The organism is Peteryoungia algae (genome assembly GCF_030369675.1).
Lineage (GTDB): Bacteria > Pseudomonadota > Alphaproteobacteria > Rhizobiales > Rhizobiaceae > Allorhizobium > Allorhizobium algae.
In genome coordinates this window covers 2,131,768-2,153,449 of the sequence record NZ_CP128477.1, presented here as the reverse complement: position 1 = coordinate 2,153,449, position 21,682 = coordinate 2,131,768, and the positions used below count along the sequence as shown (strand labels likewise).

The 21,682-nt window shown below is 61.5% G+C and carries 16 protein-coding genes; 9 read left to right on the top strand and 7 right to left on the bottom strand.

Going from position 1 to position 21,682, the window contains the following annotated elements:
- Positions 1–201 precede the first annotated feature (201 nt).
- From QTL56_RS10430 to QTL56_RS10410, 5 genes are all read left to right on the top strand, one after another.
- On the top strand, positions 202–2,742 hold the full coding sequence (locus tag QTL56_RS10430; RefSeq protein WP_245135820.1) for a methyl-accepting chemotaxis protein: 2,541 nt from the start codon (positions 202–204) through the stop codon (positions 2,740–2,742).
- 142 nt (positions 2,743–2,884) lie between these two features.
- On the top strand, positions 2,885–4,705 hold the full coding sequence (locus tag QTL56_RS10425) for a sensor histidine kinase (protein WP_245135822.1): 1,821 nt from the start codon (positions 2,885–2,887) through the stop codon (positions 4,703–4,705).
- Positions 4,702–6,051, top strand: a complete 1,350-nt coding sequence (locus tag QTL56_RS10420) for a sigma-54-dependent transcriptional regulator (protein WP_229574745.1) — start codon at positions 4,702–4,704, stop codon at positions 6,049–6,051. Before QTL56_RS10425 ends, QTL56_RS10420 begins: the two co-directional genes overlap by 4 nt.
- 226 nt (positions 6,052–6,277) lie before the next feature.
- Positions 6,278–7,255, top strand: coding sequence for a TAXI family TRAP transporter solute-binding subunit (locus tag QTL56_RS10415; RefSeq protein WP_245135823.1), 978 nt, complete (start codon positions 6,278–6,280; stop codon positions 7,253–7,255).
- Between the two features lie 97 nt (positions 7,256–7,352).
- On the top strand, positions 7,353–9,533 hold the full coding sequence (locus QTL56_RS10410) for a TRAP transporter permease (protein WP_245135825.1): 2,181 nt from the start codon (positions 7,353–7,355) through the stop codon (positions 9,531–9,533).
- 103 nt (positions 9,534–9,636) lie between these two features.
- On the opposite strand, the gene QTL56_RS10405 is transcribed toward QTL56_RS10410, so the two are convergent.
- The 3 genes from QTL56_RS10405 to QTL56_RS10395 form a co-directional block, all read right to left on the bottom strand.
- On the bottom strand, positions 9,637–10,734 hold the full coding sequence (locus tag QTL56_RS10405; protein WP_245135827.1) for an ABC transporter substrate-binding protein: 1,098 nt from the start codon (positions 10,732–10,734) through the stop codon (positions 9,637–9,639).
- A complete protein-coding gene (locus tag QTL56_RS10400; protein WP_245135829.1) occupies positions 10,731–12,044 on the bottom strand; it encodes a sensor histidine kinase in 1,314 nt (437 codons plus the stop codon). Before QTL56_RS10400 ends, QTL56_RS10405 begins: the two co-directional genes overlap by 4 nt.
- Positions 12,045–12,111: 67 nt before the next feature.
- Complete coding sequence (locus QTL56_RS10395) at positions 12,112–12,789, bottom strand: response regulator transcription factor (protein WP_229574740.1); 678 nt, start codon at positions 12,787–12,789, stop codon at positions 12,112–12,114.
- Positions 12,790–12,918: 129 nt separating this feature from the next.
- On the opposite strand from QTL56_RS10395, the gene QTL56_RS10390 reads away from it, so the two are divergent.
- Complete coding sequence (locus tag QTL56_RS10390; protein ID WP_245135832.1) at positions 12,919–13,845, top strand: ATP-grasp fold amidoligase family protein; 927 nt, start codon at positions 12,919–12,921, stop codon at positions 13,843–13,845.
- Positions 13,846–13,858: 13 nt separating this feature from the next.
- Here QTL56_RS10390 and QTL56_RS10385 read toward each other — a convergent pair whose 3' ends face one another.
- Positions 13,859–14,089: a hypothetical protein gene (locus tag QTL56_RS10385; protein WP_229574738.1), complete on the bottom strand. Its 231-nt coding sequence runs from the start codon at positions 14,087–14,089 to the stop codon at positions 13,859–13,861.
- Between the two features lie 277 nt (positions 14,090–14,366).
- On the opposite strand from QTL56_RS10385, the gene treY reads away from it, so the two are divergent.
- On the top strand, positions 14,367–17,021 hold the full coding sequence (gene treY / locus QTL56_RS10380) for a malto-oligosyltrehalose synthase (protein ID WP_245135834.1): 2,655 nt from the start codon (positions 14,367–14,369) through the stop codon (positions 17,019–17,021).
- 160 nt (positions 17,022–17,181) lie between these two features.
- Here the strand turns inward: treY and QTL56_RS10375 are convergent, their stop codons facing one another.
- The 3 genes from QTL56_RS10375 to QTL56_RS10365 all read right to left on the bottom strand — a co-directional run bounded on the left by QTL56_RS10375 (position 17,182) and on the right by QTL56_RS10365 (position 19,439).
- Positions 17,182–17,484: a DUF982 domain-containing protein gene (locus QTL56_RS10375; protein ID WP_245135836.1), complete on the bottom strand. Its 303-nt coding sequence runs from the start codon at positions 17,482–17,484 to the stop codon at positions 17,182–17,184.
- Between the two features lie 72 nt (positions 17,485–17,556).
- Positions 17,557–18,414: a PfkB family carbohydrate kinase gene (locus tag QTL56_RS10370; protein ID WP_245135837.1), complete on the bottom strand. Its 858-nt coding sequence runs from the start codon at positions 18,412–18,414 to the stop codon at positions 17,557–17,559.
- Positions 18,411–19,439 (bottom strand): substrate-binding domain-containing protein, encoded by a 1,029-nt coding sequence (locus QTL56_RS10365; protein ID WP_245135839.1) that lies wholly within the window; start codon positions 19,437–19,439, stop codon positions 18,411–18,413. The genes QTL56_RS10370 and QTL56_RS10365 overlap by 4 nt, the downstream gene beginning before the upstream one ends.
- Before the next feature lie 343 nt (positions 19,440–19,782).
- Here QTL56_RS10365 and QTL56_RS10360 point away from each other — a divergent pair, with 343 nt between their 5' ends.
- Both QTL56_RS10360 and QTL56_RS10355 read left to right on the top strand, forming a co-directional pair.
- Positions 19,783–20,568, top strand: coding sequence for a ThuA domain-containing protein (locus QTL56_RS10360; RefSeq protein WP_229574733.1), 786 nt, complete (start codon positions 19,783–19,785; stop codon positions 20,566–20,568).
- Positions 20,565–21,623 (top strand): Gfo/Idh/MocA family protein, encoded by a 1,059-nt coding sequence (locus tag QTL56_RS10355; protein ID WP_245135842.1) that lies wholly within the window; start codon positions 20,565–20,567, stop codon positions 21,621–21,623. Before QTL56_RS10360 ends, QTL56_RS10355 begins: the two co-directional genes overlap by 4 nt.
- The last annotated feature ends 59 nt before the right edge of the window (positions 21,624–21,682 follow it).

The window sequence follows — 21,682 nt, the reverse complement described above, 5'->3', positions numbered from 1 at the left end:
GGGAACACGGAAGTCGCCTGGCGCAGTGGTGGGTGATCGGCTTTGCCGCCGGTACTACCCCTCATCCTTGCCTCGGGGGATGGGTCAGTGAGGCCCGCCATTAAGCGCCTATTAGTCTTCCTTGCCCATGATCAGCAGGATTTAGACGTGGGCGCTTCGGCTCCGCCATTTGCGGACCGTCGGCGTTGGAGGAGACATTTCGTGTTCATCGATCGTGTATTGTCGCGCTTTAACATTCAGACAAAGGTCCTGATTTTCATCCTGCCGTTTGTCATCAGCATTTCCGCCGTCGGCTTTACAGGGCTCTATGCATCGGGCCTGCTGCAGGGGCGGATCGAGATTTCCAACAGCGTGCTTCAGTCCCTGAGCGGTTTCCGCGATGTCTCGGCCTCGATGTCCACCTTCCTCGCCAATACGACGGACGAGGCGAAGGCCGATCTGACAGGGCGGCTCGAACAGCAGCGGCGTGACCTCGATGCAACCCTTGCCCAGCTTGCTCCGGATGCCGATGGTCGAGCCGAACTGGAAGAGGCCGGCAAGCTCATCGACAAGGTCTTCATGCATATCGACGATCTCTGGACGCTGCATGCCAGCGAGACGGGCCTTGTCGATACGCTGCAGCAAGGAAGCAAGCAGGTCATCATCGCCCAGGGTCGCGTGAACGCTGCCATGGCGACCATGGAGCGTGCGGTGCAGGCCGATGATGCGTCCGCCAAGACCATGCTGCGCGACGCCGAAAGCATCCGCAGCACTGGCACTTTCCTGACCGAAACCAATTCCGCCTTTACCAAGGCCAAGACACCGGACGAGAAATTTGCGGTCATAGCGGGACGGGTGGATGAAATCATCGCCCGCCAGCAGGTGCTGGCTGCTGTCCTGCCAAAGGCGAACCAATCGGCCGCCAAGACGCTGGACAAGATCGGCGGCGAATTGAAAGCGGCGGTCGCCGCTAATGACAAGTCCGAGGCCGTGATGACGGATCTCGCCGGCAAACTGCGCAATTTCACCCAGTTGAATGCCTATCTCGGCCTTGCCGCCCAGCAGAAGATGAAGGATGCGACGATCAAGTTCGGGGAACTCGACGCGCCGCTGGCCAAGGCCCAGGCCGTCATCGAAGACGGTCGTCAGGTCATGGCAGCAGGCTATGCGCTGCAGATCATGATGGCGCGCTTCCTTCTCGATCCCACCGAACAGAACCGCATGCTGCTTGCGCAGCAGTTCAACGCTGTGAAGAAGTTCCTTGCAGAACTCGACAAGACCGCCGCCGATCAGCCGATCCTGATGCAGGTGAAGAAGGATCTCGGCCCGGCTGTCGACACAATGCTCGGCGCGAGTGCAGAACTCGTGAAGGTCAGTCAGGAGCGCAAGTCGAGCTTCGAGCAGGCTGCTTCCGAACTCAACGTCATCTGGAAGCAACTCACCGCCTTTGCCGAGATGCAGAAGGTCTCGGCCGGCCAGGAGCGGCAGGAGGCCAATTCGATCTCCCTCGGAGCGACGGGGCTCGGCATCCTGATCTCGATCTTTGCCGGCATCGGTCTGGTGCTTACCTTCAAGGGCCCGATCGGGCAGATCACCGGTGCCATGCGCCGGCTGGCCGAAGGCGTGCTCGACACCAAGATCAATGGTGAGGCCCGCGTCGACGAGATCGGCGAGATGGCCCGTGCGCTTGGCGTGTTCAAGCAGAATGCCCTGTCGAAGATCGAAATCGAGAGCCGCAGCGAAGCCGAGCGGGTTCAGGCCGAGGAAGAACGCCGCCGCAACGATCTCGAAAAGCAGGAGATCGACCATCAGATCGACTTTGCGGTCAATGCGCTTGCCACCGGCCTCGGTCGGCTCGCCAAAGGCGATATCTCGGAAACCATCGATACGCCGTTCCACGGCCGTCTCGAGCAGTTGCGCAACGACTTCAATCAGTCTCTCGAGCATCTGCAGGATACGATGAGGCAGATCCGCTCGAACACCTACATGATCCAGCGCAACGCTGCCGAGATGAGCACTGCGGCCGACCAACTGGCCAAGCGCACCGAACAGCAGGCCGCCTCACTGGAAGAGACAGCGGCTGCCGTCGAAGAGATCACAGTCACGGTGAAATCGTCTGCCGAACGGGCCGAAGAAGCAAACACCATCGTCGCCGACACGAAGGGCCGAGCGGACACCTCGTCCACCGTCGTGGCCAGCGCCATCGACGCGATGGGCAGGATCGAGGACGCTTCGGGGCAGATCGTCCAGATCATTGACGTCATCGACGAGATCGCCTTCCAGACCAACCTGCTTGCGCTCAACGCCGGCATCGAGGCGGCGCGTGCGGGCGAGGCGGGCAAGGGCTTTGCGGTCGTGGCACAGGAAGTCCGCGAACTCGCCCAACGCTCGGCGGGTGCCGCCCAGCAGATCAAGGACCTGATCCACAAGTCGAGCACGGAAGTCTCTTCGGGGGCCAAGCTGGTGCAGCAGACCGGATCTGTGCTTGCCGACATCTCGGCCAACATCATCACGGTTGCAGACCGCGTCTCGGTCATCGCCATGGCAAGCCGCGACCAGTCGAATGCGCTGGCGGAGGTGAATTCCTCGGTCAACGAGATGGATCAGATGACCCAGCGCAACGCGGCGATGGTCGAGGAGACCAATGCGGCGACCCGGCAACTGGCTGACGAGGCCGATGCACTCATGCAACTGATCGATCAGTTCAAGCTCGCGCCGGAGGCCGGCCGTCCGGCGACGCAGTCGCAACGCCACGCGGCGTGACTGGTTCAGGTGCCGCAAGAATCCAGAGCCGCCGGACCTTGAAAGCCGGCGGCTTTTTCGCGGCCAGGAGGCCGCGTTTTCAAGCCCGCTTGGAATGCGGCGGACAGGCGGTTATCCTCACGCCAGGAGGACAGTGCATTTGATGACGGCAACGGTACCACCCGCAAGACGATTGGCTGCTGCCCGACGCATGATCATGGCGCTTGTTCTGGTTCTCGTTGCGGCAAGTCTGGCGCTGCTGACCGTCGGCAATCGGTTCTTGACCCGCAATGTCATGGAAGAAGCCTCGCTGCAGGCCAACAGCGCGCTGCGTCTCGCGACGTCGGCCCTGGCCGGTCATCTGAGCCGCTATGAGACCTTGCCGGCCCTGATCGCCGACCATGATGACATGAAGGAGCTTGTGCTCGACCCTTCCAACCCGGCGCTTCGACAGGCGGCCAATGTCTATCTCAAGGACATCAACGCCCTGCTGGAGTCCTCGGACATCTATGTGATGACCATGGATGGTAACACGGTCGCGGCGAGCAATTTCGACGGTGCGGCAAGCTTCGTCGGCGAGAATTTCATCTACCGGCCCTATTTCTACGAAGCGGCGGCCGGAATGCAGGCGCGCTTCTACGCCCTCGGCACGACCTCGGCGAAACGCGGCTATTATTTCTCCTCCCCGATCAGGGTAAACGGAGCCGTGCGGGGTGTCATCGCCTTCAAGGTCGACATCGAGGACATCGAGACATCCTGGCGGGGCGGCGAGTACAAGATCCTCGTTCATGATCCCGAAGGGATCATCTTCATGACCGGCAATCCGGAATGGCTCTATGCCTCGGTACTTCCGCTCACGCCCGAACGGCTGGAGCGCACGACCGCGTCCCGGCGATATTCCGACGCGACGCTCCGGGAACTGCCCATCGGGGCCGGCAGGATCAGCGAGCACACGTTGATGACTGTCGACCAGGCGGGCGGGGCGCGGGAATATCTGGTGCTCGAACAATATATGCCGGATGCAGACTGGACGGTGAAGGTGTTGTTCGACACGGGCAACATTCACGCGCAGGCGCGGACCATGCTGGTCGCCATCCTTCTTTTCCTCTGCCTTTTCGTTCTGGGGCTTGCCGTCGTCATCCAGCGCCGCGCGCGGCTGCAGGAGCGCATGCATATGCAGATCGAGGCGCAGGCTGAGCTCGAACGCCGCGTCGAGGAGCGCACATCCGACCTCGCGCGGGTTAACCTGCAGCTGCGGCAGACCCAGGCGGACCTCATTCAGGCCGGCAAGCTCGCCGGGCTCGGACAAATGTCGGCCGCTTTGTCGCACGAGTTCAACCAGCCGCTCGCTGCCGCCAAGACCTATGCCGACAGCGCCACGATGTTGATCGACCGAGACCGGATTTCGGAAGCGCGCGACAATCTGGGCCGGATTTCCAACCTGATCGATCGGATGGCCTCGATCTCGCGGCATCTGCGCAACTTTGCCCGCAAGCCGAATGAGAAACTGGGCGCCATTGCCATCGAGGACGTGGTGGAGGAGACGCTCGAGATCGTCTCGGCCCGCCTTGGCACGGCCGATGCGACGCTCATCATCGATCTGCAGCCTGCCCTGCCGTCAGTCCGAGGCGGGCCCGTTCGTCTCCAGCAGGTGCTTGTCAATATTCTGACCAATGCTTGCGACGCCGTGGAAGGGCTGGACGACCGCAAAATTGAGCTCTCCGCCCGCAAGGCAAGCGGTTCCGTGGTGATCGAGATCGGGGATCGGGGACCAGGCGTTCCGCCCGCCATCATGCAGCGCATCTTCGACCCGTTCTTCACGACCAAGGGCGTGGGCAAGGGGCTCGGCCTCGGTCTGTCGATCTCCTACAACATCATCAAGGATTTCGGCGGCAGCCTGACGGTCGGGCAGCGTGACGGTGGTGGGGCGCTGTTCCGCATCGAGCTGCTGGAAGCGGAAGCAATGAATGAGGCGGCGGAATGAGCTCAGGACAGGTGTTGTTCGTCGATGACGAGGAGGAGCTGCGCTTCTCCACCAGTCAGGCTCTGGAACTGCACGGGCTCCAGGTGAAGGCCTTCGCATCGGGCGAGGAAATCCTGTCGCGGGTCGGCTTCGGTTTCGATGGCGTTGTCGTCAGTGATATCCGCATGCCGGGGCTCGACGGCATGACGTTGTTGCATCGGATCCGGGAGCTCGATCACGAGATCCCGGTCATCCTTGTCACCGGGCATGGCGAGGTGCAACTGGCGGTCAAGGCAATGCGCGAAGGCGCCTATGACTTCATCGAGAAGCCTTTCGCCAGCCAGGCGCTGGCCGGCGTCGTTCGACACGCACTCGACCGTCGTTCGCTCGTCTTGGAGAACCGACGGCTGAGAGCTGTTGCGGGCAAGCGCGATGATATCGAGACGCGGCTTCCCGGGCGTACGCCGGTCATGGTCGACCTGCGCTACCGTCTCCGGGCGATCGGAGCGACGGAGGCCGATGCGCTGATCATTGGTGAGACCGGTGCCGGCAAGGAGGTCGTCGCGCGCGGCTTGCACGATGTCAGTTCCCGTTCGAAGGGCCCCTTCCTCGGGATCAATTGCGCGTCGCTTCCTGAAACCCTGATCGAGAGCGAACTCTTCGGTCACGAGGCTGGCGCCTTTCCCGGTGCGCTCCGAGCGCGCTACGGAAAATTCGAACACGGACGCGGCGGCACCATCCTGCTCGACGAGATCGGCTCGATGCCCTTCGAGCTGCAGGCGAAGTTCCTGCGGGTCCTGCAGGAGCGCACGATCACGCGTCTGGGGTCGAACGAGACGGTTCCGCTCGACGTGCGTTTCCTTGCCACAAGCAAGGTGGACCTAGAAAGCGAGGTGGCGGCGGGTCGCTTCCGTGCGGATCTCTTCTACAGGCTGAATGTCGTGACAATCCATGTCCCGTCGCTTGCACAGCGTCGCGCCGACATTCCGCTGCTTTTCCTGCATCTGGTGCGTGAAGCCTCGGCGCGATACGGCCGCGAAGACATCGAAGTCGAACCGGAGATCCTCGCCCAGATTGCGGAACGTGACTGGCCCGGAAACGTCAGAGAGCTGCGCAATGCGGCTGACCGGTTGGTGCTCGGCCTGGAGACAGGACTTGACGGTACGGCAGACCACGAAGCGGTTGCGACACGTCTTGCAGAAAAGATGGCAGCTTACGAGAAGCAGCTGATAGCCAGCGCCATCGCGGCGCATGGTGGAGCGCTCAAGCCGGTCTACGAACAGCTCGGCATCTCTCGCAAGACGCTCTACGAGAAGATGCAGAAGCACGGTCTGGACAAGAGCCTGGCCCTGGATGGACGCGACTAGCGATCGATCAACAGGCTCACTCTTGATCGTCGGATGGGTGACTTTCCACCCACGGAGTCGACAAAATGTTACGATCTCCCCCCACGACCTGCGTGAAAATCGCGCGAGACGGCTGACACGCCCGGTCGCGCGTTGCCTCTCCGACCCAGCCGAGGCTTAGCTCATATCAGGTTCGGCCCTGAGGAGGCGCCGAATTCAGTCGCATTCAATATACAGGGAGGACTTCATGAAAAAGTTCGTGATCGCTATGGCCGGTGCCATGGCTCTGACGTTTGCTGCACCCGTTTCCGCTCAGGACAAGGCCGATTGGCCGGGCAGCATGACCATTGGCACCGCCAGCCAGGGCGGTACCTACTTCATCTATGGCACGGGTCTCGCCGGCCTGATTACGGAGAAGCTCGGCGTCAACACATCGGCTGAAGTGACCGGTGGCCCGGTGCAGAATGCCACGCTGATCGAAACCGGTGACCACCTCATGGGCCTGGTGACCATGGGCCCGGCATACGAGGCCTGGACCGGCAATAGCGAGCTTGCGCCTGGCGTCGAGCACAAGAGCCTGCGCGCCCTTTTCCCGATGTACCAGACCCCGTTTCAGGTCGTTGCACTGAAGTCGTCGGGCATCACCTCCGTTGCAGATCTCGATGGCAAGCGCGTCTCCGTCGGTCCGGCCGGTGGCACGGCCGCGACCTACTGGCCGCGCTATTTCGAAAGCGTCGGCGTGAAGCCTGAGATTTCGTTCTCGGGTGCAAACGACGCGACGAGCCAGGTCAAGGATGGTCTGATCGATGCCTTCGCCTTCGCTGCCGGCGTTCCGATTTCTGCCTTCGCGCAGATCGCGGCTGAAAACGATGTCAACATCTTCGGCTTCAATGCTGACGAGCAGACGAAGATCCTCGAAGCCATGCCGGAACTGGCAGCCTTCGAAGTGCCCGGCGGCCTGTATGAGGGCTTCCCTGATCCGCAGAGCACTGTCAGCCTCTGGAACTTCGCTGTTGCTAATGCCGAAATGCCGGAATCGCTGGCCTATGAGATCACCAAGCTGGTCATGGAAAGCAATGATCGCATGATGCAGATCCATGCCACGGCTGCGGAAACCATCCCGGCGAACATCGAGAAGAACTCGTTCCTGCCGTTCCACCCCGGCTCCGTGCGTTATTTCGAGGAAAAAGGCATCACCATTCCCGATGCTCTGAAGGGCCAGTAACGCCCATACCTGCGCCTTGATGCGCAGGCAGGAGGCGGCGGCATCGGCTGCCGCCTCCTTCGTGCTAGATCCGGCTTCCTTATCGGGACACACAATCATGACACAAGCTGACAATATCTCAGCGCAGCAAGCCGCTGGGCCCATCCTGGCTCACAATGTCGATGAGGAGCCGGTTGCGAGCAACCAGCGGCTCCATGCAGGCTGGCTCAACAAGGCCATCATAGTTCTCTGCATCGCCTATACCGCTTTCCACATCGGGGTGATGAACCTCTATCCGCTCGAAACCTGGACCTATCGCCTGATCCACGTTTGCGGCGGACTGCTTCTCGGCTTCCTGATCTATTCTGCCGTGCAATTGCCGACCACCGCACCTGGGCAGGCGCGACGCAACCCGATCGCATGGCTTCTCTTGCTGGCGGGCATCGGTGGCATCGGTTATGGCTTCGCCATGATTGCCTATGCCTGGGGCGCCTACTGGATGACGGGCAATGCCCGGCCACCCGTCTTCGTCTTCTCGAGCTTCGGTCTGCCGCTTCTGGCCGGCACGGTGGCAGCCCTCGCGGCCGTGTGGTTCTTCCCCAGTCGTGACCGTACGCGTGTCGACTGGGCAGATTATGCGCTCGGTCTCGCCTCGATCGCCGTCCTCGGTTACATCCTGTTCAACGTCGGACCGCTTCGTCTGAGGGCCGGAACGGCCATGGCGCAGCCGGCGGACTTTTATGCCGCCCTCGTCGGCGTCATCCTCATTCTCGAAGTGACGCGTCGCGTTGCGGGTCTCGCCCTTGTCGTGATCGCCTCGATTTTCATTCTCTATTCCTTCGCCGGCCCCTATCTGCCCGGCTTCCTGGCGCATCGCGGATACGACCCGCGGCGCTTCTTCACCTATATCTTCACCGATCAGGGAATCCTCAGTGATCCCGTGGCGGTGTCGTCGACCTACATCATTCTCTTCATCACCTTCGCGGCCTTCCTGCAGGCGTCGAAAGTGGGCGACTACTTCGTGAACTTCGCCTTTGCCGCGGCTGGGCGTGCGCGTGGTGGTCCGGCCAAGGTGGCCGTTCTCGCCTCCGGTCTGATGGGCATGATCAATGGAACGTCTGCCGGCAACGTGGTCTCGACCGGTTCGCTGACGATCCCGCTGATGAAGAAAGTCGGCTATCCGGCCAAGACATCGGCAGCTATCGAAGCTGCAGCGTCGTCCGGCGGCCAGATCATGCCTCCGATCATGGGGGCAGGGGCCTTCATCATGGCGGAAGTCACGGGCATTCCCTATACGGACATCGTGATTGCGGCGATCATTCCGTCGGTCCTCTACTTTGCCTCCGTCTACTTCATGGTCGATCTGCAGGCCACGAAACTCGGCATGAAGGGTCTTCCGAAGGAAGAATTGCCGGTCTTCAAGGAACTCCTGAAGCAGGTCTACCTGTTCATCCCGATCATCATGCTGATCTACACCCTGTTTGCGGGGTACTCTGTCATCCGCGCCGGCACGGTGTCGATGATGGCGGCCGCCGCGGTCAGCTGGTTGACGCCGCATCGCATGGGGCCGCGGCTGCTGGCGAAGGCATTCGACATCGCCGCACGCATGTCGATACAGCTGGTGGCAGTCTGCGCCTGCGCGGGCATCATCGTCGGCGTCATTGCGTTGACCGGCGTCGGGGCGCGCTTCTCCAGCCTTCTGCTGGGGATTGCGGAACAGAACCAGTTGCTGGCGCTGTTCTTCGCGATGTGCATTTCCATCGTGCTTGGCATGGGCATGCCGACGACCGCCGCCTATGCGGTCGCGGCAGCCGTGGTTGCACCGGGTCTCGTCAATCTCGGCATTCCGGTTCTGACGGCGCACTTCTTCGTGTTCTACTTCGCCGTCATGTCCGCGATCACGCCGCCGGTGGCGCTCGCCGCCTATGCAGGGGCAGCCCTTTCGGGGTCCGATCCGATGAAGACGTCCGTGGAAAGCTTCAAGATCGGTCTTGCCGCCTTCGTGGTGCCGTTCATGTTCTTCTATTCCCAGGCCATGCTGATGCAGGGAACCTGGCTCGAGATCTTGCACGTGTTCCTGACGGCAAGCCTTGGGATCTACATGCTCGCGTCCGCGGTTCAGGGCTGGTTCTTCGGTCGGCTTGGGGTGCCGCTTCGTCTGGTGCTGCTAGTCGCCGCCCTCAGCATGATCAGCGGCGGTCTGATCTCGGATCTGATCGGGTTGTTGGTCGGCGGTTCGCTCTTTGCCTATCAAAGACGATACGTCACCCCCGTGGTGATTGCTCGCGGCGTCGACTAAGCTGGCGCCATCGGCTTCGACAAGACCATAAAGGCGGCGCCATCATCCGATGGTGCCGCCTCTTTCGTTGATGCTGGCTGTACGGGCGCGGGTTCCTGCGTTTTCATTGGGCGCCGGGCGCCAGCAGCGATGTCCAGTTGCGGATGAATTCTTCCCGGGTCGCTCGGTCCTGCGCGGCGAGGAGTGCGGGGCCGACGCGAATGGGGCGGCCGATACCGGATTCGATCAGCGAGATGGGCCCGTCTACGCCGGGTGGCAAAGGTGCGTTTTCGGCGAAGTAAAAGGCCTTTTCTCGCGCGACCTTCTGCCCGCGTTCCGACACCAGATGATCCACAAAGCGGGCGGCAAGGTCTGGTTGCGGCGAGTGGGTCGGGATCATCGCGCCTCTTGTCAAGATCAGGGTGTAATCGCGCGGCACGACGACCCGCATGTCGTTGTTGCGCAGATAGCGTGCATAGGCATAGGAACCGAGGATGTTGTAGGCAATCTTCAGGCGGCGGGTCTCGATCAGGTCGAGCACTTCCTTGTTGCAGCAACTGGTCACGACTTCGGCACGGCTGAAGCTCTCCAGAAGCCGGCCGTAACTGGTCGGGGCCTGCAGGGCGTCATGGAAGGCCAGGAGATAGCCGACGCCCGAGAGCTTGACGTTGTACGTGCCGATCCGGGTCCAGTATTCGTCCGGCTTGCGGCGCAGCAGTTCGGCGATTTCCACATGCGAACGCGGCACGTCTTCCGGGGGGACCTGGGAGGCGTCATAGACGATGACGGCGGGTTCGAAGGCGAAGCCGAATATCTCGTCTCGCCAGTTGGCCCAGGCAGAGACCCGTTCGGTCTCTGCCGATCGATGGGACCGGGCGCAGCCGTCATTGGCGAGCTTCACCAGATGGTCGACCGAGGAGGAAATCCAGAGGTCGCCATGGCTGCGCTTCTCGCGACACGCCAATTCCGCCTCGCGAAACAGATCGTTGCTGACATAGTCGTTGAACTCCACCGCGACATCCGGTGCCTTCTGCTGGAAGTCGCGGATCAGGGGCGCGATCACCTCCGCGTCGGTCACGCCGTTGATGACCAGCCGGGCGCGTTCCGTACCCGGCGCCGGGAAGATGGACCGGTCGCCCTCGAGCGCCAGAACGGATGTCGAGGCGAGGGAACTCGTCAGCAGGCAAGCCATCAATGACGCGATCTTGCGCTTCAGGTTCATGGCGCGGACCTCTTGTCTAGCAGGGGGAGTTCGAGGAAGACGGTGAAGCCGCTCTGAGGCGTGGGCTCGCGGAATGCGAGGGCCCCGCTCAATGTCGTGGCCACTTCCGATGCGATTGCGAAGCCGAGGCCGGAGCTGCCTTCGCCGCTCTTCGAGGAGACGAAGCGGCGGGTGACCTGTGGCCAGTCCTGTGCGGGAATGCCGGGACCGTCGTCTTCCACCTCGACCAGCACGAAGTTGCCGCGCCTGACGATCCGAACGGCAAGGCTGGAGATAACGCCGTGGCGGAGCGAATTGTCGATGACGTTGACGATGGCCTCGCGCAGACTCAAAGCATCCCCGAGCACCATCAGCGCCTCTGGCGGGGCCTCGAAGGAAACGACGATATCCGGATCGATGGTGATCGGAACGGCGGCGCGGAAAGCCTTGCGGGCCACGTCGACCACATCCACCGGCGAGAGCTGGACCGAGTCGAAGCGGTGGATGACCATGGCGTGGTTGAGCAGCTGGGTGGTAAAACGGGCAAGTTCGGAGGCGCGGTTCTTCACCCGGTTCAGGTGGCGGCGATCGTCATCGGAGAGTGCGTCCTCGTCGATCAGGCTCACCTGAGCCGAAAGTGCCGTCAGCGGCGTGCGGATCTGGTGGGCGCTGTCGGCGATGAAGCGCTGCAGGAGGCGTAGGCGATCGTCGAGACGGCGCATGAAGTGGTTGATCGACTCGACGAAGGGAGAGAGTTCGCGGGGCACGTCGATGGCCAGCGGCGTCAGGTCCTGGCTGTCGCGGCGCCGCAGGGTGTCGCCGAGCGCATCCAGCGGGTGGAGCGAATACCGCACGGCCAAAATGGTGCCGCCGAGGGCCAGAAGGCTCATCACGCCGACCAGAACGAGCGCGCGGGTGGTGAGTTCCGTGGTCAGTTCCTGCCGGGCTTCGGTCGTCTGCGCAATCAGGACATTCGCCCATCCACCGATAGAGGGATCCGCGATCGCGCGGCTCGCGGCAACCATGCGAACCGGCAGGTCGCGGAAGCTCGCGGTCTCGAAAAGCGCCTGTGTCCGGGCATTGGCCACGTCGGCGGGAAAGTCGAGGTCCTCGTATCCCGTCAACGTGGTGCCATCGGGTGCCACGACGCGGTAGAAGATCTTGTCGCGCGGAGCGAGGCCGAGCAGCTCGAAGGCGCTCGGCGGCAGATCGACTGCAATTCGACCTTCCTCGACCACGAGGCTGTCGAGGATCTGGATGGCTGCGCCCTGGAGGAGGCGATCATAGGCCTCGTCGGCGGCGGCCCGCGCATAGAACCAGGCAGCAGTCATCAAAATCGCTGCGCCGCCTGCCAATACTGCAGCCACGCGAATGACCAGGCGGGCGAAAAGAGAGCGCCTAGTCCTCTGCATCTGACACCAGTTGATAGCCGACACCGCGGACGGTCACGATGCGTGCCTTTGCTCCTTCCAGCTTTTTCCTCAGGCGTCCGACATAGAGCTCGATGGCGTTGGGCCCTGCGGGCTCGTCGAAGCCGAAGATCTGGTCAAGAAGCTGGTCCTTGCTGAACACACGGCCCGGCCGGCTCGCGAGGATTTCGAGCAGGGTCATTTCCCGGCGCTTGAGTGGCACTTCGCGATTGCCGACCTTGACGGAGCGCTGGCTTCTGTCGAGCAGCACATCGCCACAGACGATGACATTGGTCGCTTCGCCTCCGGTACGGCGACGCATCAGGACGCGCGCGCGGGCTTCCAGTTCACGAAAGTCGAAGGGCTTCACGAGATAGTCGTCGGCACCGAGATCAAGCGCGCCGACACGATCGTCGATTTCTGACCGGGCCGTCAGCACCAGAACTGGCACGGTGCTGCCCCCATCGCGCAATCGCTTCAGGATCGAGAAACCGTCCATGCCCGGCAGCATGACATCGAGAATGACGAGGTCGTATTCGGTGAAAACCAGGATGTCCGCCGCAGCACGGCCGTCAGTCTGCCAGTCGACCGTATGGCCGATGGTTTCAAAGCGGCGTGAGATTGCCTCTCCGACGTCGAGCGTGTCTTCCACGAGCAGAATTCGCATGGCCGGACGCTCGCATGTCTGATGTCTCCGATCAAGCTGAAGGAAAGCCTGTATTCAGCGCTTCCAGTTAACTCGACGATAAACCGGGGCCTCTAGACTTCGCCGGCAACGGGAACGGGAGACGCGGTCTTGGCAGAAGAACAGAAGGAAAGCTTCATCCGGGCTGGTTACGACCAGAATTCGTTTCGCTATCTCATGAAGCGCATCTTCTGGCGCCTGATCGCGCCGCTGCCGGACAAGCTCTATATCCAACTCAAATTCTGGAGCATCAAGGGCGAATGGCCCGATGTCGATCAGCCGAAGACGTTCTCGGAAAAGGTCCAGTACCGGAAGATACATGACCGCAATCCGCTCTATGGAAAGCTGGTCGACAAGCTCGCGGTGAAGGACTACGTCGCCGAGAAGGTCGGAGCCCAGCATGTGATCCCGACCTTTTGGGCCGGCACGAAGCTTTCGGATGTCGACTGGTCGACGATCCCGCTGCCGGTCGTCATCAAGCCAAACCATGCGAGCGGGCTCGGTGAGTTTCTCTATACGCCCGAGGATGTCGAAGCGCTCAAGCGCAATGATCCCTGCGCCGAGTGGTTGTCCATCGACCATGCCCGCTACAACAGGGAATGGGCCTATTCACAGGTCGACCGCAAGGTGGTCATCGAGCAGATGCTGAACAAGGACGGCGGCATTCCCTGGGACTATCGCTGTTTCGTCTTCAATGGGCGGCTATCGTACATCATGATCGATACGCGCACGGACAATCAGGGCTACTCAGCGACCTATTCCCGCGATTGGGAGCGCCTGCCGTTCCATGACCCGGACTATTATCCGCCCTATCCGCATGAAATCCCACGTCCGCAATTGCTTGAGATGATGGTCTCTCTGTCGGAGGCTCTTGGACGCGACCTGGATTTCGTTCGGGTCGATCTGTTCGATACCGGCGACAATCTCTATGTCGGCGAGCTAACGCTCTATCCCGGCGGCGGCTTCGAAGCGTTTGAACCGCCGGAATATGATCGTCTTGTCGGAGACAAGTGGGCTCTGCCTGCCCGCCGGTCGTGACGCTTGTCGGTGATCAGGCCGGTGTGACGATCCGTGCTTCCATCGGCGAGACCGTCTCTGCCGGTGGGGACTTCAGCGCCTCGATCAGCGAAGCCATGATCGCAGTCCGCAACGCATAGGTGTTGGCGGTGGTCTTCTTGTGGTCCAGTCTCTGAGCAGCCACGACCAGATTTGCGCCCTGCTGCATAATGATCTGATGAGCCCGGACCATCGCCCAGGTCTCTATATCCGTCTGTTCCCGCATGTCCGCATCCCCAGCTAAATCATTTAGCCTGCGAGGCTTTCTCGAATCAGCCTCACCTTTCCAAGATATTTGATTATCTCGATTATTTAAATCCGCGATCCAAAAAAGGTCAAGAAAACTCATCCGTGGCAAGACGGACGCATGCCATGCTCAGCGGAGTTGCCATACGGAGAACTCGGCTTGCACGAGCAGTTGTGCATCCCATCGTTCCGGGTGGAACAAGGGTGGCAGGTCGGCGTTAGCTGACGTCGGTCACCCCCACGCCAAGGATGCCAGCATGCGAGTTCCCGTTTCGACCTACCGCCTGCAATTTCGCGGCGGCATGGATTTCGACCGCGCCATCGGCCTCGTGCCCTATCTGAAGCGGCTCGGAATAACGCATCTCTATGCTGCGCCCGTTTTCGCTGCCACGGCAGGGTCGACGCATGGTTATGATGTCACCGATGCCAATCTCGTTGATCCGGTGCTTGGAGGGCGTGAAGGCCTCGAAGAGCTCGCAGCTACGCTGAAGGCAGAAGGGCTCGGCCTGATCCTTGACATCGTGCCCAATCATATGGCGGCGAGTCTGGAGAATCCCTGGTGGCGTAGCGTGATCGAGTGGGGGAAGGCGAGCCGCTATGGTCATTACTTCGATATCGACTGGAGCCAGCGACTGACCTTGCCTTTCCTCGGCAAGCCTTTCGAGCAGGCGGTGGCCGAGGGGGAGATCACGCTCACGCTCGACCGCAAAAACGGGGTTCTGGCGATCCGGTATTTCGACAGTTTCTACCCGTTGCACCCTTCGACCTATCCGCTTGTCCTTGAAGAATTCACCGATCCGCTCGCAGAACGGCTTGCCGATCTGGGGCGGCACGCCGATGCCGGCGCGGAGGACGATTTTCACGCTGCGGTTCGTGCGCTTTGCGCGGGGGACGACTGCGACCCGCTGATTGCGGCTCTGAACCAACGCGCGCACGAGCCGCAATTCCTCATGTCGGTGCACGACCTTCAGCCCTATCGACTGATGTCGTGGTCTGAGGCGGCCAAGGGCCTGAGCTATCGGCGTTTCTTCGAAATCGCTGGATTGGTCGGGCTCCGGGTCGAGGCGGAGGACGTGTTCGCCGATGCCCATCGAACCATCCTGGAGCTGGTCCGATCCGGCCATGTGGATGGACTGCGCATCGACCATGTCGATGGTCTCGCCGATCCGGCCGGCTATCTGCAGCGCCTGCGCCGCAGCGTCGGCAAGGACGTGTTTATTGTCGTCGAAAAGATCCTGGCACCGGGTGAGCAACTGCCAGCCGACTGGCCTGTCCAGGGATCGACAGGATACGAGTTCATCGCGGCGCAGGTGCCAGCCTTCCTCGACTTGGAGGGCTTCATCACGCTACGCCAGACCTACAATCAGCTCGCCGGTGAGACCTTGTCCATTCCGGAGCGCATGCGCGAGGCGAAGCTTCGGATGATCCGGGTGAATTTCGCCGGAGAAGTGAATGCGCTGGTCAAGCAGGGAAGAGAATTGCTCGGGCTGGACGAGGAAACGATCCGCAGGGCGCTGGAAGAGCTTCTTCTGGCCTTTCCCCGGTATCGGACCTACAGCGTGCAGGGGGAGATGTCCTCGTCGGACCACCATCTTCTCGATCAGGTGCTTGCCGCAATCAAAACTCGGCTGGATGAGACCGCCGCCGATGCTGCCTGGTCAATCGTCGATCTTCTCAAGGGGGCCGGGCGCTTCGAGGATCATCGCGTGGCGGATGACATTTTCCGCTGCCGGTTTCAGCAGTTGACCGGGCCGCTGATGGCGAAATCACTCGAGGACACGCTGTTCTTCCGGCATGTCGAGTTTCTTGCCCTGAATGAGGTGGGAGGCGAACTGGAGCCGGACGAGGGAGGTCTCGAACATTTCCATTCATTGATGCGAGAGCGGCAGGCGAGCCAGCCCTTCGGCCTTTCAGCCTCGTCCACCCATGATACGAAGCGCGGCGAGGATGCGAGGGCGCGGCTCTTTGCGCTGGCGGAAGATGCCGGACGGTTCGTCAGCCTCTTCCAACGATGGCGGGAGACGAACAGGGGGACTGTCCAGGTTCTAGATGGCGGCCCGGCTCCGGATCCCGAGCTGGAATGGGCGATTTTCCAGGCAATCATCGCGCATTGGCCAGCAGAACTCGATATCAAAGATCGGGAAGGCATTGCCGATTTCACCGAACGTCTGCTCGCTTTCCTGGGGAAATCCATGCGCGAGGCCAAGCTGCGCACTGACTGGAACGACGTGAATGATGTCTTCGAGAGCGCGGTGAGAGACCATGTCCGGTCCCTGATGCTCGACAACCATGCCTTCGTTCGGGGCGTCTCCGAAGAGATCAGGCCGATCATCCAGGGTGGACTGATCAACGGCTTGAGCCTCACCGCGATCAAGCTGACCGCTCCGGGCGTTCCCGACATCTATCAAGGCAGTGAGGGCATTGATCTCAGTTTCGTCGATCCCGACAACCGCCGCCCTCCGGCATTTTCCGCGCTGTCGGAGTTCGATCCGGTTGCGCCGGTGTCCTGGACCGACCGTAAGGCACTGGAGGCGGGTTGGCTGAAACAGGCCCTGGTGGGTCGCGGGCTTGCCCTGCGCAATGAACGCCCGGATCTCTTCTTGCGGGGAGACTATATTCCGCTGCGCTGCGAAGGTCGTCGAATGCGCCATGTGATCGCCTTTGCGCGCAGGCATGCCGAACAACTGGTCGTCACCCTTGCCTGCCGTTGGCCCCTGGCCATGATCCGGGATGGCGAAGGGTTGAAGGCGGATCAGTTCTGGGGTGACACCAGGCTCGCTTTGCCCGAGGACATGCACCATCGAACGTGGAGCGAGATTCTCTCAAGGCGATCAGTGGCGGGGGGCGAAGCCTTGCTGATGCGGGCTCTGATGGATGGTCAGACCGTGGCTATCCTGAGTTCTGATGAATGACGGCGGCGACGCTTGCGCAACACCGAATGGGCGCGCGGCCTTGCTAGCCGCCGCCTCATGAGGCGCTGCGCTAGAGCGAACTGCGGAGCGTTTGGCTGTGCTCGGACTGCGGAGAAATCAGAGCGTTCAGTGCGGGCAGCAGCGCCCGCGCGCAGGCCGGTCAGGCAACGTCACGATTTCGTTGCGGACGGAAGCTGACGCGGCGCGCCGGATTCAAGCATTGCGAAATTCCCGCTTCGGCGGCCGCCGCGAGAAAAGCGCTGCGGGCCAGTTCCGAGGAGCGGCTACCACGCAGGGCCTGCCTGCACAGGCGAATGGCACGCTCATAGGCGTAGCCACGTCGCGTTGGCCATTCGGCATCGAGAAAATCGAGTGCGTCATAGGCATTCAGGAACCGCCGTGTCAGACCGCAGGGAAGTTCCAGTTCGACGGGGCGGGTCCAGGTGATATCGGCTTCGGTCATGCCTTCCTCCATTTCGCTGCCATGAACTCACAGGCGGCTCACCGGTTCCCGGAAGGCGATCAAATAAAGATGTTAAGAGATTGATTTCTCGATTGCCGAGACGTGGGCAGCCTGTTCGCGCTGCTCCAGCCAATCGGTCGTCGTGTCTCCTGCGAGCCTTGTCGCCTCGACAATGCCGCGACCTTCGAGCAATCCATGCAGCAGGGCACCGCTGAAGGTGTCGCCGGCGCCGATCGTGTCCGGAACGCTGACCGTGCGGGCGAGAGATAAGGTCTGCTCGAGATGTCCGTCAAAGAGCGAAATCCTATCCGGTCCGTCGGTCATCACGAGGTGTGTCAGGCGCTTTGTCCCGAGCTCTGCTGCAACGCGCCAGACATCCGCCAGTGCCATCCCTGGAAGATCGGCCTTCGACCCCACGATGACATCGGCCGGTCGCGGCCCACCCTCACGTATCGGCAGTTGCGACACGACAAGAGGGGCTCGTTCGAGCGAGTCCACTATGGTCTGCGGCAGCTTTGGCGCATTCACGTAAAAGGCATCGGCATGCACGGGCTTGTCGAGCAGGAAGGTTCGAGACAGGCGGCGCTCGCTCGACAGGATGGTGCGGTCGCCGGTCGGATCGAGCAGGATATCGGCAAAGTCGGTTGCGCCTTCGCGGCGGGCGATCAGGCTTGTGTCGAAGCCTGTCGCCTCCAGGTCCGCAAGCGCAGTCTCGCCATGGTCATCCGTCATCAAGTTCGAGAGAAGTGCCACGTCATGGCCGAAATCGAGAAGACGCTTGGCGGTGAAATATCCACCGCCGCCGAGGCGTGTATCACGCGACGACCAGGCGATGCGTCCGCCGGGACGCAGCGGCTCGGTCAGGCGCCAGATGCGATCGTGGTTGATGTGGCCGATCACGACGACCCGGGTTGATCTTCTGTCCGTCATGTCGACTGTTCCCTCGATACGGGGCGGCTCGTTTCACGCAGGATGAGTTCAACCGGCCAGAGTTCCCTGACATCGCTCGCCTCACGGCCTGCCAAAATCTGCAGAAGGAGGTCAGTGATCCGGCTTCCGGCAGCGCGGATCGAAGAACGGGTGGTGGATAGCGACGGCGTCATGTTCTCCGCGGTCAGATAGGGGAAGACGTCGTCATGGGCTATGACGGATATGTCCTGACCGATGATCAGGTTCCTCGTCCTGGCCGCGCGGTACACACCGAGTGCCGTCATCATCGAGCCGGCGACGAAGGCAGTTGGGCGCGGGCGCTGCTCGAGTGCCGCGCGGGCAAAGTGAAAGCCGATCTCGTCGGTGAAATCGCCATGCGTGACAAGCTTCGGGTCGAAGTCGATGCCACGGTCGCGCAGCGCTTCCGTGTAACCGGCGAGCCGATGCAGGGTGAAGGTCAGACCCTCGCGCCCGTTCAACAGTGCGATGCGCCGGTGGCCGAGATCGAGCAGGTGTTCGGTACTGCGCCGGATGGCGCCCTCGTTGTCGATATCCAGCCAGGCATGCGGCACCTCGGTGGATGAGCGGCCGTGCACGATGAAGGGAAGTTTCAGTTGGGACAGCAGGGCGATGCGCGGATCCCTGGGGCGTGGCGAATGAATGACGACAGCATCGACGCGGCGACTTTCTGCGAGGCGTCGGTAGAGTTGAATTTCATCGCCCGTGTCGTGTTCGGCCATCGGCGTGATCAGCATGTCGATGTCTTCGCCGCTCAGGCGGTCGGCCATGCCGCTCATGAATTCGGAAAACTGGTAGTCGCCGGTCTTGGTCATGACGACGCCGATGGCGCCCGCCCGTCCGGTCGCGAGGCGAACGGCATTGATGTTGGGCCGGTAGCCGAGGCGGGCGGCCTCCTGCAACACCCTGGTGCGTGTCGCTTCGTTCACCTCCGGATAGCCGCTCAAAGCGCGGCTCACCGTTGTCGGTGACAATCCGATCTGCTGGGCGAATTCCTTGAGCTTCATTCGTGCCGTCGAACTCCTGCGGGAACACCCCGGCTGCTGCCGCTTATCACATGCTCCCGGACATCTGGCAATTCTCGACCCCGGCTGTCAAAGCGCTTCCAAAGCGGTGCTGATCCGGGAGAGAGGGGCTGTCTGCAGGGCACGCCCGCGAGTGCTTGAAGTCAGGAAATTGCCATTTGACAGACGTTGACCGGATTGCAAATGATGACGGCCAAAGCGGTTTCAATTATTTGCCGACATGCCCTAGTTTCGTTCGTTTTCATGCCTAGGTGAGACAGAGCGACGGGCCCATGGGGGCGTGGCGCATGGCCGGTCGCTCCGGTCTTAATCAAGGAGGAAGCACGTGGCGATCAGAACTGTTGTCTGGGGTGAAAATATTCACGAGCGGGAAAACGCAACCGTCCGGGAGATTTATCCCGATGGCATGCATGCGACGATTGCTGCTGCGCTGAACACGGATTCCGAGATCGAGGCAACGACGGCGACCCTGCAGGAGCCGGAACACGGTTTGCCTTTGGACCGGCTCGCCGAGACCGATGTGCTCGTGTGGTGGGGTCACAAGGCGCATGGCGAAGTCTCTGAGGAGGTTGTCGAGCGGGTTGCGAAACGGGTCTGGGAAGGCATGGGTCTGCTCGTCCTGCATTCCGGGCATTTCGCCAAGCCGTTCAAGCGGCTCATGGGCACTCCCTGCGCGTTGAAGTGGCGCGAAGCGGGCGAGCGCGAGCGGATCTGGACCGTCAATCCCGGCCACCCGATTGCCGCCGGTATCCCTGAGAATTTCGTGCTGGAAAACGAGGAAATGTACGGCGAATTCTTCTCCGTTCCCGAGCCGCTGGAGACCGTGTTCATCTCCTGGTTCGCCGGTGGCGAGGTGTTTCGCTCGGGCCTGACCTGGCGGCGTGGGGCCGGCAACATCTTCTACTTCCGTCCGGGCCACGAGACCTATCCGACATACCACGATGCCAATGTGCAGCAGGTCATCCGCAACGGGGTCAAGTGGGCCTACAATCCGATGCCGCGTTACGGCGCCGTGCACGATGCGCCGAATGTCCCGGTCGAAGAGGCGCTGGAGCCAATCACCGAGCGAGGGCCGCGTTTGCACCAGGCTGGCGAGGAAGGCTATAAATGAGCGCTGCCCCTATCCGTCTTCTGGTGCTCGGCACCGGGGGCATGGCCAATTCCCATGCGATGAACTTTTCGACGATATCCGACGTGCAACTTGTGGCGGCGGTCGATCTCGATATGGCCACAGTGCGCGCCTTTGCGGCTCGGCACCACATTCCCAACACCTTCACCTCGCTCGACGAGGCGATCGCCTGGGGTGAATTCGATGCCGTCACCAATGTAACGCCGGACAAGGTGCATTATCCGACGACGCTCAAGCTGATTGCTGCCGGCAAGCATGTCATGTGCGAGAAGCCGCTCGCGGAGAATTACGCCAAGGCCGACGAAATGGCGACGGCGGCGGAGAATTCCGGCCTCGTCAACATGGTCAACCTCACCTACCGCAATGTGGCGCAGGTGCAGAAGGCCCGGCAGATGGTGCTGGCCGGCGAGATCGGCAAGGTTCGTCATATCGAGGCTTCCTATCTGCAGAGCTGGCTCGTCTCCAAGGCCTGGGGGGATTGGGCGACCGAAAGCCAGTGGCTGTGGCGGCTGTCGACGAAACATGGCTCCAACGGCGTGCTCGGCGATGTCGGCATCCATATCCTCGACTTTGTCGGCTTTGGCGCGGTGACGGAGATCGATCACGTCTTTGCCCGGATGAAAGCCTTCGAAAAGGCGCCGGGCAACAAGATCGGCGAATATGATCTCGACGCCAATGACAGTTTCACCATGACGGCCGAGTTTACCAATGGTGCCATGGGCGTCATCCATGCGAGCCGCTGGGCAACGGGCCATTTGAACGAGCTTCGCCTGCGCGTGCATGGCGACAAAGGCGCGCTGGAAGTCATTCATCGTCTGGACAAGTCCAGCCTCAGGGCCTGCCTCCAGGAGGATGTCGAGAAGGCCGTCTGGCGCGAGATCGAAGTCGATCCGGTGGAAACGAATTATCAGAAGTTCATCACCGCGATCCGTTCCGGCTATGCGCAGGAGCCGAGCTTCCGCCATGCGGCCAACCTGCAGAAGATCCTCGACCTTGCCATGTTGACCGAAGTCGAACGCCGCGAACTCGTCGTCTGACAGTCATCATGAGAAACGGAAAACGCCGCCCGAGGAGGTTCGGGCGGCGTTTCCAATCT